Origin of the sequence: Pseudomonas hamedanensis, assembly GCF_014268595.2 — a bacterium.
Lineage (GTDB): Bacteria > Pseudomonadota > Gammaproteobacteria > Pseudomonadales > Pseudomonadaceae > Aquipseudomonas > Aquipseudomonas hamedanensis.
Genome location: NZ_CP077091.1, coordinates 6,016,456 through 6,029,429 on the forward strand (window position 1 = coordinate 6,016,456; position 12,974 = coordinate 6,029,429).

The 12,974-nt window shown below is 59.0% G+C and carries 14 protein-coding genes; 11 read left to right on the forward strand and 3 right to left on the reverse strand.

Annotation, left to right across the window (positions count from 1 at the left end; genetic code table 11):
* Positions 1-149 precede the first annotated feature (149 nt).
* The 11 genes from HU739_RS26515 (at position 150) to HU739_RS26565 (ending at position 11,973) form a co-directional block, all read left to right on the forward strand.
* Entirely contained in the window at positions 150-890 is a 741-nt protein-coding gene (locus HU739_RS26515) for a hypothetical protein (RefSeq protein ID WP_186550888.1), read from the forward strand.
* A 162-nt stretch (positions 891-1,052) separates the two neighbouring features.
* Positions 1,053-1,514: an Lrp/AsnC family transcriptional regulator gene (locus HU739_RS26520; RefSeq protein ID WP_186550886.1), complete on the forward strand. Its 462-nt coding sequence runs from the start codon at positions 1,053-1,055 to the stop codon at positions 1,512-1,514.
* A gap of 226 nt (positions 1,515-1,740) precedes the next feature.
* On the forward strand, positions 1,741-3,423 hold the full coding sequence (locus tag HU739_RS26525) for a flavin monoamine oxidase family protein (RefSeq protein ID WP_186550884.1): 1,683 nt from the start codon (positions 1,741-1,743) through the stop codon (positions 3,421-3,423).
* Positions 3,424-3,435: 12 nt separating this feature from the next.
* Entirely contained in the window at positions 3,436-4,230 is a 795-nt protein-coding gene (locus HU739_RS26530) for a carbon-nitrogen hydrolase family protein (RefSeq protein WP_186550882.1), read from the forward strand.
* A 38-nt stretch (positions 4,231-4,268) separates the two neighbouring features.
* Complete coding sequence (gene pqqF, locus HU739_RS26535; protein WP_186550880.1) at positions 4,269-6,680, forward strand: pyrroloquinoline quinone biosynthesis protein PqqF; 2,412 nt, start codon at positions 4,269-4,271, stop codon at positions 6,678-6,680.
* Positions 6,681-6,836: 156 nt separating this feature from the next.
* Entirely contained in the window at positions 6,837-6,911 is a 75-nt protein-coding gene (gene pqqA / locus HU739_RS26540) for a pyrroloquinoline quinone precursor peptide PqqA (RefSeq protein WP_003444522.1), read from the forward strand.
* Between the two features lie 81 nt (positions 6,912-6,992).
* Positions 6,993-7,904, forward strand: a complete 912-nt coding sequence (gene pqqB, locus HU739_RS26545) for a pyrroloquinoline quinone biosynthesis protein PqqB (RefSeq protein WP_186550878.1) — start codon at positions 6,993-6,995, stop codon at positions 7,902-7,904.
* Positions 7,905-8,042: 138 nt separating this feature from the next.
* Complete coding sequence (gene pqqC, locus HU739_RS26550) at positions 8,043-8,795, forward strand: pyrroloquinoline-quinone synthase PqqC (protein ID WP_042606685.1); 753 nt, start codon at positions 8,043-8,045, stop codon at positions 8,793-8,795.
* On the forward strand, positions 8,792-9,067 hold the full coding sequence (gene pqqD, locus HU739_RS26555; RefSeq protein ID WP_186550876.1) for a pyrroloquinoline quinone biosynthesis peptide chaperone PqqD: 276 nt from the start codon (positions 8,792-8,794) through the stop codon (positions 9,065-9,067). The genes pqqC and pqqD overlap by 4 nt, the downstream gene beginning before the upstream one ends.
* Positions 9,039-10,199: a pyrroloquinoline quinone biosynthesis protein PqqE gene (pqqE, locus tag HU739_RS26560; RefSeq protein ID WP_186550874.1), complete on the forward strand. Its 1,161-nt coding sequence runs from the start codon at positions 9,039-9,041 to the stop codon at positions 10,197-10,199. Before pqqD ends, pqqE begins: the two co-directional genes overlap by 29 nt.
* Complete coding sequence (locus tag HU739_RS26565) at positions 10,165-11,973, forward strand: S9 family peptidase (RefSeq protein ID WP_186550872.1); 1,809 nt, start codon at positions 10,165-10,167, stop codon at positions 11,971-11,973. The genes pqqE and HU739_RS26565 overlap by 35 nt, the downstream gene beginning before the upstream one ends.
* Positions 11,974-12,083: 110 nt before the next feature.
* On the opposite strand, the gene HU739_RS26570 is transcribed toward HU739_RS26565, so the two are convergent.
* The 3 genes from HU739_RS26570 to HU739_RS26580 all read right to left on the reverse strand — a co-directional run bounded on the left by HU739_RS26570 (position 12,084) and on the right by HU739_RS26580 (position 12,872).
* Positions 12,084-12,242, reverse strand: a complete 159-nt coding sequence (locus HU739_RS26570; protein WP_003228885.1) for a YqaE/Pmp3 family membrane protein — start codon at positions 12,240-12,242, stop codon at positions 12,084-12,086.
* Positions 12,243-12,337: 95 nt separating this feature from the next.
* Positions 12,338-12,658, reverse strand: a complete 321-nt coding sequence (locus HU739_RS26575; RefSeq protein ID WP_186550870.1) for a helix-turn-helix domain-containing protein — start codon at positions 12,656-12,658, stop codon at positions 12,338-12,340.
* Entirely contained in the window at positions 12,636-12,872 is a 237-nt protein-coding gene (locus HU739_RS26580) for a type II toxin-antitoxin system RelE/ParE family toxin (protein ID WP_186550868.1), read from the reverse strand. Before HU739_RS26580 ends, HU739_RS26575 begins: the two co-directional genes overlap by 23 nt.
* Positions 12,873-12,974 lie beyond the last annotated feature (102 nt).

Genomic DNA, 12,974 nt, shown 5'->3' on the forward strand with positions numbered 1-12,974 from the left:
TGTGGCCCCCCAAACAAATAAAGGCTTATACTTGATGGCATAGGCTTTTTTTGTTTTTGTGTTTCGTGAGCCAACAGCCGAACCCATCCACTTGGATGTCGGTGGTGCATGCGGGACATACGTAAAATCAAATCGCAACGGAGCACGCAATGAGCGTAATGGAAAAGGAACTTCCAGAAATACAGATCGACGACACCATCAAAGTTCTTGAGCACTTGAGTACGTGCAGGCCCCTGAAGGCATCTGCAAGACGTAGCAGGCTCGAAGTGAATGCTGAGAAATTTGCCAATTGGTGCCTAGTTCTTGGCGGTGCCGGGATGGCCATCGCTGCCTGCATGGCCTACTGGCATACATCGCAGACTCCGCTGCCAGAGGGCGCCAGATATCTGGCTCTCTTTCTTCTGCTCGCCTCGACAATATCTACTTTGCTGTCGCTGCTTACTCCTATCCTGGCACTGATCTATACGCTCTTCCGATGGGAGACCATCACTTTGAAAAGCATGATTGCCGATGCCAAACACGAGAGTGCGTTAGTAGATTCACTTCAACCTCATCCGGAAGTGGCACTTTTAGACGCAAAATACTGGCTGGAACTCAGAATCAATCGAGCGGAAGCACGTGTTGCCCTGTTTTTTGGAGAAAAAGCTGCAGCTCTTGCTTTGCTGGGAACGGCCTACGTTTGCGCGGAAAAATTCGGCGGTTTGCCCTGGATCAGTAAGACCTTGTTGGCCGGACCTGTGAGCGGGAACTGGGGAAATAGCGCCCTGTTGATGATCATTGCTGCGGTACTGGGTCTTTCGATTGGAGCGGTATTGCTCAAACATGTAAATCTGCGATACCGCTTTCAGATTGAGCTTATCGATCAGGCGTTACGCAGAATGGCGAGATAACGGGCAATTCAAATCATGTAAAGCAGCGCAATTAGACTGCTTTTTCGTTTCGACTCTTCGCTCTCCTAATCTGGCAAAACATTCGATTACCGCCCACAAGCGTATAGCCGGTTGAGCGTGTAACAATGCTCGCTCCAAGATCCGCGCCCTATGGAGCCTTCCTTGCCAGACACCCGCCCCCCCATCCTCGACGAAATCGACCGCCAGTTGATCGCCGCTCTGCAAATCAATGCCCGCGAAAGCGTGGCCATGCTCGCTCGGCAACTGGGGATTGCTCGCACCACGGTCACTTCGCGTCTGGCACGCCTGGAAAAAGCCAAAGTGATTACCGGTTACGGCGTACGCCTCGGCCAGCGCGTGGTCGACGGTGGCTTGCAGGCGTACGTCGGGATCAAGGTGCAGCCGCGCTCCGGCAAGGAAGTGCTGCGGCGCTTGAGTGCGATGGCGCAGGTGCAACAGCTCTGTGCGGTGAGTGGCGAGTTTGATTATGTGGCTTGGCTACGTACGGATTCGCCAGAACAGCTCGATCAGTTGCTGGATCAGATTGGCAGTGTCGATGGGGTGGAGAAGACCACGACTTCGATTATTTTGAGTAGCAAGATTGATCGGGGGCAGCCGGTCTGAAGCATTCACCGTAGCATCCTGGCTGTGAGACAAGGCCTGTTCGCGAGCAGGCTCGCTCCCACAATTCTGGTCGGTGTGCAGTCAGCGATCGTCAAATTGAATGATTGAGCGGCAATACGACGACACTTTGCGTCTTATTAACGTGTTCCGCGCTCCCTAGAATGGCTGGCATCTTTTCCTATACTCAGACGCGAATCCTGCGTCGGGTCGCCAGTAAGGTCAGCCAATGAACAAGAACAATCGCCATCCTGCAGACGGCAAGAAACCAATCACGATTTTCGGCCCGGACTTTCCTTTCGCGTTTGACGACTGGATCGAGCACCCCGCCGGCCTGGGCAGTATTCCTGAGCATAACCATGGCGCTGAAGTGGCAATTGTCGGCGCGGGCATTGCCGGTCTGGTGGCTGCTTATGAACTGATGAAACTCGGTTTGAAACCGGTGGTGTACGAGGCATCGAAGCTCGGCGGCCGTCTGCGCTCGCAAGCCTTCAACGGCACCGACGCCATCGTCGCGGAGCTCGGCGGCATGCGTTTCCCGGTGTCTTCCACGGCGTTCTATCACTACGTCGACAAGCTCGGTCTGGAAACCAAACCTTTCCCGAACCCGCTGACGGGTGCTTCAGGCAGCACCGTGATCGACCTGGAAGGCGAGACCTATTACGCAGAAAGCCTGAAGGATCTTCCAGCATTGTTTCAGGAAGTGGCAGACGCTTGGGCGGATGCGCTGGAGGCCGGTTCGCAGTTCTCCGACATCCAGCAAGCCATTCGCGACCGCGATGTGCCGCGCCTGAAAGAGTTGTGGAACAAGCTTGTGCCGCTGTGGGACGACCGGACCTTTTACGACTTTGTCGCGACCTCGAAAGCCTTCGCCAAATTGTCGTTCCAGCACCGTGAAGTGTTCGGCCAAGTGGGCTTCGGCACCGGCGGCTGGGATTCTGATTTTCCCAACTCCATGCTGGAAATTTTCCGCGTAGTGATGACCAACTGCGACGATCACCAACACCTGGTGGTCGGCGGCGTCGAGCAGGTGCCACAAGGCATCTGGCGGCATGTGCCGGAGCGCTGCGTGCATTGGCCCGCGGGTACCAGCCTGAAATCCCTGCACCGTGGCGCACCGCGTTCCGGTGTGAAAAAAATTGCCCATGCCCCGGGTGGCCGCTTCGCCGTTACCGACAACAACGGTGACACCCGCGAATACGCCGCCGTGCTGACCACCTGCCAGAGCTGGCTGCTGACCACGCAGATCGAATGCGACGAAACCCTGTTCTCGCAGAAGATGTGGATGGCTCTCGACCGCACGCGCTACATGCAGTCGTCGAAGACTTTCGTGATGGTCGATCGGCCATTCTGGAAGGATAAGGACCCGGAGACCGGCCGCGACCTGATGAGCATGACCCTCACCGATCGCCTGACCCGTGGCACCTACCTGTTCGACAACGGCGACGACAAGCCGGGGGTGATTTGCCTGTCGTATTCATGGATGAGCGACGCGTTGAAAATGCTCCCGCATCCGGTGGAGAAACGCGTTGAGCTGGCGTTGAACGCGTTGAAAAAGATCTACCCGAAAGTCGACATCGCCGCGCGCATCATCGGCGATCCGATCACCGTGTCATGGGAGGCCGATCCTTATTTCCTCGGTGCCTTCAAAGGCGCGCTGCCGGGCCATTACCGCTACAACCAGCGCATGTACGCGCACTTCATGCAGGACGAGATGCCGGCCGAGCAGCGCGGGATTTTCATCGCCGGCGACGATGTGTCGTGGACGCCGGCGTGGGTCGAAGGCGCGGTGCAGACTTCGCTCAATGCGGTATGGGGAATCATGAACCACTTCGGCGGGTCCACACATAAAGAGAACCCCGGCCCGGGTGATGTGTTCAAAGACATCGGCCCTATCGCCCTGCCCGAGTAAGAGGAATCCCTGATGCGTGTAGCCGTTTACCAATGTCCGCCGTTACCACTCGACCCCGTCGCCAACCTGCATCGCCTGCATCAAGTGGCGATGGAGGCCAAAGGCGCTGATCTGCTGGTGCTGCCGGAGATGTTCATGACCGGCTACAACATCGGCGCCGAAGCGGTCAGCACCCTGGCCGAGGTCTACAACGGTGAATGGGCGCAGCAGATCGGCCGGATCGCCAAGGCTGCCGGCTTGGCGATCGTTTACGGTTACCCCGAGCGCACCGCTGACGGGCAGATTTACAACGCTGTGCAACTGATCGACGCGCACGGCGAGCGCCTGTGCAATTACCGCAAATCGCATCTGTTCGGCGATCTTGACCGGTCTATGTTCAGCCCCGGCGATGCGGAGTTGCCGGTGGTTGAACTGAACGGCTGGAAGCTTGGGTTCCTGATCTGCTACGACCTGGAATTTCCGGAAAACACTCGTCGTCTGGCCTTGGCCGGCGCCGAGCTGATTGTGGTGCCGACAGCAAACATGATTCCGTTCGACTTTGTCGCCGATGTCACCGTGCGTGCCCGCGCCTTCGAAAACCAGTGCTATGTGGCTTACGCCAATTACTGCGGGCATGAAGGCGATATTCAGTACTGCGGGCAAAGCAGCCTCGCCGCGCCGGACGGCAGCCGTATCGCTCTGGCAGGTCTGGACGAAGCGTTGATCGTTGGCGAACTGGACCGACAACTGATGAACGATTCACGCCAGGCCAACCGCTATCTCAGCGATCGCCGTCCAGAGCTTTACGACGCGCTCAACCGGCGCTAATCCGCTAGCATGGGCACTTCACTGTTCTGGAAGTGCCCATGCCTGCGCCGACTCACCCCCGCCCCCACATTGAAACCCTGGCCAACGGCCTGCGCGTGACCCTGCGCCATGTGCCGGGCCTCAAGCGCAGTGCCGCCGCATTGCGGGTGGCCGCTGGCAGTCACGACGTGTCGCTGGCATGGCCGGGGCTGGCGCATTTTCTTGAGCACTTGCTGTTCCTCGGCACCGAGCGTTTTCCCACAGACGAAGGGCTGATGGCCTACGTGCAACGTCACGGCGGGCAGGTGAATGCCAGCACCCGCGAACGCACCACGGATTTTTTCTTCGAGTTGCCTGTGTCGTCCTTCAGCGCGGGGCTCGAGCGTCTGTCAGACATGCTCGCCCGGCCACGTATGAATCTGGACGATCAACTGCGTGAACGGGAAGTGCTGCAGGCCGAATTCGTCGCCTGGTCGCAGGATCCGACAGCGCAACAGCAGTTTGCCTTGTATGAAGGTTTACCAGCGGAGCATCCGTTGCGCGGTTTTCATGCGGGCAATCGGGACAGCTTGCAGGTCGAATCGCCTGGGTTTCAGTCGGCGCTGAAAGATTTCCATCAGCGGTTTTATCGAACCGGGCAAATGAGCCTCAGTCTGGTCGGTCCGCAGAGTATTGATGAATTGCGGGAGTTGGCGCGGCAATTCGCAGCGGTGTTGCCGGTTGGGGATAAAGTGGCCCAGACCGCACCGCCACCGCTGACGGTGAAAAGTTATCAACAGGTTGGCGCTCACGCGAACCTGTTATTCGCTTTCGAGGCTTTGCCCCAGTCATCCGCCGAGGCGATGGCCTTTCTCTGCCATTGGTTGAACAGCGCCAAAACCGGTGGATTGCTCGCGCACTTGCGCCAGCAAAAACTGGCCGATGGTTTGAAAGCCACGCCGCTCTACCAGTTTGCCGGGCAAGCGCTGCTGCATCTTCAATTCCATGCCGACGGCGAGCACTTGAACGCCATTCACGAACAGCTGCTGGATTGGCTGAGCTTCTTCGCCCGTCAGGACTGGACGCCGTTGCGCGAGGAATACGCCGCCCTGCTTCAGCGCCAGCAGCAAGTCCGCGGCGCGTTGCAACTGGCGCGAATCGACGTCGAGCAGCATGCATTCGGCCTGTCCGAATCGGCTGCCGCCGCGCTTGAGCGCATCCTGCGGGAAATCGGCGTTGTGGATAACTTCAACGATCAGTGGCACCTGCCCGCAGCCAATCCTTTCTTGCGCGCCAGTGAACCGCTGGCCAACGCCGGGCTGATTCGCGGCCAGACCAGCGCCCACCGTGGCCTGCGCACCTTCGCCCAGGATCGCTCGCGCAGCCGTCGCGAACGGTCGCCTATGCAGTTCAGCCAGGCGCTGCCGGACTGCGGCGATGAAGGCGCGATTTATCTGCGTTGGCAGGTCGAGGCGGCAGCCAGCGTCGATCTGCGTTCAAGATTACAGCGCAGTCTGCAGCAAACCCGGCAAGACGCGTCCGAAGCCGGCGTGGAGTTGTCTTTCAGCGCCGCAGGTAACCAATGGCTGCTGAAGATGACCGGACTTCAGGAACCGATGCCTAGCATCCTTGAGCATGCGCTGAAATGTCTGACGATGATCGAAGCCGTTTCGCCGCGCGATGAGCTACAGATACCGTCGATGCCGATCCGCCAACTACTCGAAGCGTTGCCGGAAAAATGCCTGCCCACGATTGAAACCAGCGATGACGCCAATCAGCTGTGGACAACTTCGCGCTGGGACGGCCTCGCTCTAGGGCTAAATCAACAGACCCAGTCAGCCATGGGTCTGGCGCTGAGCCGCATTCCCGGCACGCCGGACACTCAGCTACCGGTGACACCGATCACCCAAGGCCAGTACCAATGGAGCCAGATCAACACGGCCTCCAGCGAACACGCCTTGCTGCTGATCTGCCCGACTGCCAGCCGCGACATCGCTGATGAAGCAGCATGGCGCCTTCTGGCTCAGTTGTGCCAGACGCCTTTTTATCAGCGCCTGCGTGTCGAACTGCAATTGGGTTACGCCGTATTCAGCGCGCTGCGCCAGTTGTACGGCAAGACTGCGATTGTCTTTGGCGGGCAATCGCCGACGACTGCGGCGGGCAAGTTGCTCGAATACATTCAGGAGTTTTTCAACGGCATTCCCGCGTTGATCGAAACGCTCGATGAAGCAAGCGTCAAGCAGCAGCGCCAAAGCCTCGCCGATCAGTTCGACGACGCCACGCTTTCCACTAAGGATGCTGCCGAGTTGCTGTGGCAGGGCAAACTCGCTGGCCATTCGTCGGATTACCGTGAGCAGTTGGTCGCGGCGATCCAGCAGCTGAATCGCCAGGCTTTGCTCGATGCTGCGCAACGTCTGATTAATGCCGAGGGCGGTTGGCATTGCCTGGCCAATGAATCGATGCCGGACGCCCCATGGCAAGCGGCAAACTGATCATTACCGAGGCCGCAAAGAGCTTTCTCAAAGATTCAGGGGTCATCGCGCTGAAATTTTGAGTAACATAGCCGCCTAACTAATTGGAACATCGTCGCGCTGCCGTGGACTATACCTATGGATAGCGCTATCCCAACCCACAGAAGGAGACACCTCATGGCCTGGACCAAACCTGCTTACACCGACCTGCGTATCGGCTTCGAAGTCACCATGTACTTCGCCAGCCGCTGAGTTCTGCTTACGTAGAATTGCAGTGCAACGCCTCGGCTCGCCGGGGCGTTTTATTTTCCGCGTTGAAATGATGGAGCGTTCATGTTCGTCCAGATTCTGGGTTCGGCCGCCGGTGGCGGTTTTCCGCAGTGGAACTGCAACTGCGTCAACTGCACAGGCTTTCGCGACGGCAGCCTGAATGCCAAGGCCCGCACCCAATCGTCCATCGCCCTTTCCGATGACGGCGTGAACTGGGTGTTGTGCAACGCCTCGCCGGACATCCGCGCGCAACTGCAAAGCTTTGCCCCGATGCAACCGGGCCGCGCCCTGCGCGACACCGGCATCAGCGCGATCATCCTGATGGACAGCCAGATCGACCACACCACCGGCCTGCTCAGCCTGCGCGAAGGCTGCCCGCATCAGGTCTGGTGCACAGACATGGTCCACGAAGACCTGAACACCGGTTTCCCCCTGTTCAAGATGCTCACGCACTGGAACGGCGGCTTGAACTGGAACCGTATCGAACTCGATCAGAGCTTCGCCGTCGCAGCATGCCCGAACCTGCGCTTCACCCCACTGCCATTGCGCAGCGCCGCACCGCCCTATTCGCCGCATCGTTTCGATCCGCATCCGGGTGACAACATCGGTTTGATCGTCGAAGACCTCAACACAGGTGGCAAGCTGTTCTACGCGCCGGGATTGGGCAAGGTCGATGCGCCGCTGCTGGAAATCATGGCGGGCAGCGATTGCCTGTTGGTCGACGGCACGCTGTGGGACGACGACGAAATGCAGCGCCGTGGCGTCGGCACCCGCACCGGTCGCGAAATGGGCCACCTGGCGCAGAACGGCCCCGGCGGCATGCTCGAAGTTCTGGAGCAGTTGCCCGAGCAGCGCAAGGTGCTTATCCACATCAACAACACCAACCCGATTCTTGACGAGGATTCGCCGCAGCGCGCGGAGTTGGCTCGGCGTAATGTTGAGGTGGCGTTTGATGGCATGAGTATTGTGCTGTAGCGCATGACCCCTTCGCGAGCAGGCTCGCTCCCACGGGGGTTTTGTGTACGCCGCAGATCCAATGTGGGAGCGAGCTTGCTCGCGAAAGCGCCCGAATAGACACCCAGGATTTCAACGGTTGTTCCCCGGAGAACCGCAATGACCGACACCCCGCTGTCCCCCGCCGAATTCGAAGCGGCCCTGCGCGCCAAAGGCGCCTATTACCACATCTACCACCCCTACCACGTGGCGATGTACGAAGGCCGGGCGACCCGCGAGCAGATTCAGGGCTGGGTCGCCAACCGTTTCTACTATCAGGTGAACATCCCCCTGAAAGACGCGGCGATTCTCGCCAACTGCCCGGATCGGGAAATCCGCCGCGAGTGGATTCAGCGCTTGCTCGACCACGACGGCGCGCCCGGTGAAGACGGCGGTATCGAAGCCTGGCTGCGTCTGGGCCAGGCTGTCGGCCTCGATCCAGATCAATTGCGCTCGCAAGAGCTGGTGCTGCCCGGCGTGCGTTTCGCCGTCGATGCCTACGTCAACTTCGCCCGCCGCGCCAGTTGGCAGGAAGCGGCCAGCAGCTCGCTGACCGAGCTGTTCGCGCCGCAGATCCACCAGTCGCGCCTCGACAGTTGGCCGCAGCATTACCCGTGGATCGATCCGGCCGGTTACGAATATTTCCGCACCCGCCTCGGCCAGGCGCGCCGTGACGTCGAACATGGGCTGGCGATCACGCTGGAGCATTACAAGACCCGCGAAGGCCAGGAGCGCATGCTGGAAATTCTCCAGTTCAAACTGGACATTCTTTGGAGCATGCTCGATGCCATGAGCATGGCCTACGAACTGAACCGACCGCCGTATCACAGCGTGACCGAACAACGGGTCTGGCATAAAGGAATCACCTTATGAGTTTCGACCGCACCTGGACACCGAAATGGCGCCCCGGCTACCGGTTTCAGTACGAACCGGCGCAGAAAGGCCATGTGCTGTTGTATCCGGAGGGCATGATCAAACTGAACGACAGCGCCGCGCTGATCGGTGGCTTGATTGATGGCGAACGCGATGTTGCCGCAGTCATCGCCAAGCTCGAAGAGCAGTTCCCCGACGTGCCTGAGCTTGGTGATGACATCGAGCAATTCATGGAGGTTGCCCGTGCAGAGCACTGGATCACCCTTGACTGATCTGCCGGCAAAACCTGAAGTCGGCCTGCCGCTGTGGCTGCTCGCCGAGCTGACTTACCGCTGCCCGCTGCAATGCCCATACTGCTCCAATCCACTGGATTTCGCCGAGCAAGGCAAAGAGCTGAGCACCGAGCAGTGGATCAAGGTTTTCCGTGAAGCGCGGGAGATGGGCGCCGCGCAACTGGGCTTTTCCGGTGGCGAACCGTTGGTGCGCCAGGACCTCGCCGAGCTGATTCGCGAAGCGCGGCAGTTGGGTTTCTACACCAATCTGATCACCTCTGGTATCGGTCTGACCGAGCAGAAAATCAGCGATTTCAAAAAGGCCGGGCTCGATCACATTCAGATCAGCTTCCAGGCCAGTGACGAGCAAGTGAACAACCTGCTCGCCGGTTCGAAAAAAGCCTTCGCGCAGAAGCTGGAAATGGCCCGGGCGGTAAAGGCCCACGGCTATCCGATGGTGCTGAACTTCGTCACCCATCGGCACAACATCGACAAGATCGACCGCATCATCGAGCTGTGCATTGCGCTGGAAGCCGACTTCGTCGAACTCGCCACCTGCCAGTTCTACGGCTGGGCGCAGCTCAATCGAGTCGGCTTGTTGCCGACCCAGGAACAATTGGTCCGCGCCGAACGCATCACCAACGAATACCGGGCGAAACTGGAAGCCGAAGGGCATCCGTGCAAGCTGATTTTCGTCACTCCGGACTACTACGAAGAACGCCCGAAAGCCTGCATGAACGGCTGGGGCAGTATCTTCCTGACCGTGACCCCGGACGGCACCGCCCTGCCCTGCCATGGCGCCCGTCAGTTGCCGGTGCAATTTCCCAACGTGCGCGATCACAGCATGCAACACATCTGGTACGACTCGTTCGGCTTCAACCGCTTCCGCGGTTACGACTGGATGCCGGAGCCGTGCCGCTCGTGCGACGAGAAAGAAAAAGATTTCGGCGGCTGCCGCTGCCAGGCCTTCATGCTCACCGGCGATGCCAGCAATGCCGACCCGGTGTGCAGCAAGTCCGAACATCACGGCGTGATCCTCAAGGCCCGCGAAGAAGCCGAGACCGCCACTCAAACCATTGAACAACTGGCCTTTCGCAATGAACGAAACTCGCGCCTCATCGCCAAGGGCTGAGCCTTTCAGCGCCGCCCAGGCCGTCGCCGCCGGGACCGACTTCGCCGAATTGCAGCTTGGCGCCCACGGCTTGTTCTGGAATGAATATCGCCCCGAGGATGCGGCCTGCCGCATCTGGCATTGGCGCGACGGCGTGGCGAAACGTCTGACACCCGATGGTTTCAGCGTACGCAGCCGTGTGTACGAATACGGCGGTGGAGCGTTTTGTCTGACGCCTGACGGTGTGGTTTTCGTCAATGAAGCGGATCAACAGCTGTATCGGCAGACGCTGGAGAGTGAGCCGCAAGCGCTGACTTCGGCTGATTGCCGTTATGGCGATCTGCATTTCGCCAATGGTCGGATCCTGGCGGTCGAAGAGCAGCAGGATCAGCATCGCCTGGTGGCAATCGATTTGGTGAGCGGCGCACGGCAGGTCCTGGCCGAGGGCGCCGATTTTTATGCGGCGCCGACGCTCAGCCCGGATGGCCAGCGTCTGGCATGGGTCGAGTGGAGCCGGCCGCATCAGCCGTGGACCTCGACACGCCTGATGATCGCTGTCGGTGATTTTTCCGTGCCTCGCTGTGTCGCCGGCGACCAGATAGAAGAGTCGATCCAGCAGCCGCGTTTTGACGCCCATGGCCGTTTGTATTGCCTCACTGATCGTGGCGGATTCTGGCAACCGTGGGGCGAAACGTGCGACGGACTGCAAGCGCTGTCCAGTGCCACAGCCGATCATGCACCCGCGCCGTGGCAACTGGGCGGCTGCACCTGGTTACCTGTCGGCGATTGCGTTCTAGCCAGTTGGATCGAAGATGGCTTTGGGCGTTTGACTCTCGGCAATCGGGACTTCACCGGCGATTACAGCCGCTTCCGCCATCTGGCGCTGGATGAGCAGTTCATCTACTGCATCGCCGCGTCACCGCTCAGCCCTTCTGCGGTGATTGCCATTGATCGAGCGACGGGCGCAGTGAATGTTTTGGCGGGTGGCGTGGCTCCATTGCCCGACGAACGCATCAGCCGCCCGCAAACCTTGCGCTATCCCAGCGGTTCGGGCGAGGCGCACGGCTTCTTTTATCCGGCCATGAGCGATGAGCCAAAACCGCCGCTGGTGGTGTTCATCCACGGCGGCCCGACGTCGGCCTGCTACCCGATACTCGATCCGCGCATTCAGTACTGGACACAACGTGGCTTCGCCGTCGCCGACCTCAACTATCGCGGCAGCAGCGGTTATGGCCGCGAATACCGCCAAGCATTGCACCTGCGCTGGGGCGAGGTGGATGTCGAGGATGCTTGCGCGGTGGTCGGCTACCTGGCGGAACAGGGTCTGATCGACGGCAACTGCGCGTTTATTCGTGGTGGCAGCGCAGGCGGCTATACGACTTTGTGCGCACTGGCGTTCAGGCAGGTTTTCCGCGCAGGCGCCAGCCTCTACGGCGTCAGCGACCCGGTCGCATTGGCCCGGGCCACGCACAAGTTCGAAGGCGATTACCTGGACTGGCTGATCGGCGATCCCGGGCAGGACGCCGAACGCTACGCCGCCCGCACTCCGCTGTTGCATGCGAACAACATTCGCGTGCCGGTGATTTTCTTTCAAGGTGAGCTGGATGCCGTGGTCGTGCCACAACAGACCCGCGACATGGTTGCGGCGCTCGAGCAAAACGGTATTGGCGTCGAAGCGCATTACTACCCCGACGAACGCCACGGCTTTCGCCGCGCGACCAATCAGGCGCATGCGCTGGAACAGGAGTGGACATTTTATCGGCGGGTAATGGGATCAGAGCTTGCTCAGAATTAGCGGTGCCTCATTCGCGAGCAGGCTCGCTCCCACATAGGACTTATGTACAACACAGATCCAGTGTGGGAGCGAGCCTGCTCGCGAAAGCTATCTAATCGACGCTGCCGAACTTAGCGCTTGGCAATGATATACACCGCATGCACGATGCCCGGAATGTAGCCACACAACGTCAGCAAAATGTTCAACCAGAACGCCCCGCCAAACCCGACCTGCAAAAACACGCCCAGTGGCGGCAACAGAATAGCGATGATGATGCGAATGAAATCCATGGGGCAGCTCCTGAATGGGGGTTGGCTCGCCTGAGCCATACAAGCTAATCGACCAGCGCCGTTCGTCAGGGTTCACTGCAATAGCTGCACCAGACTCAAGCCAGAATTTTCAGTCCATGTTTCTGCACGATGCTCAGCAACTTCAGAGCCATTCCGCTGGGATGTTTGTCACCCGACTCCCATTGTTTTACTGTCGATGCACTGGTGTTCAGATACCGTGCAAACACCGGTTGGCTGACTTTGTTGCGCTCGCGGAGTGCCTTTATTTCCTCGGCCGGGATCGCTGCAGGTACCGATGCCAGACAGGACTCATCGAACTCCCGCATCGTTGCCTTGCTAATGGCTCCGACAGCAAGTAACGCACCGGCTGATCCGTGTATCGATTCAAAGACTTCACTTTTGAATTTCTTGCTCATGAAATATCTCCACAAATTCCTTCATCGCCAACAAATCTCCGATTTGCTCTTCGGTCAGTTGCGCATAGACCTTCGCCAACTTACGTAAATCCCTTAATTCAATTGGGGTGATATTGCTCTGATCCTGTTTGGCGAACAGTACCTGATAGATCCAATAATGCCCGCCCTTTGCCAAGACAATCGAACGGTGACGGTTAGCAGCTCTAAATCCCATCTGCAAAACCCGGCCACAAAAAAACGCCCCACGCCAAAAGAATCAGGCGTGGGGCGTGCGTTATACCGCGAGACGGTTCTTTCAGTTCGGCAGTGCTTGCCA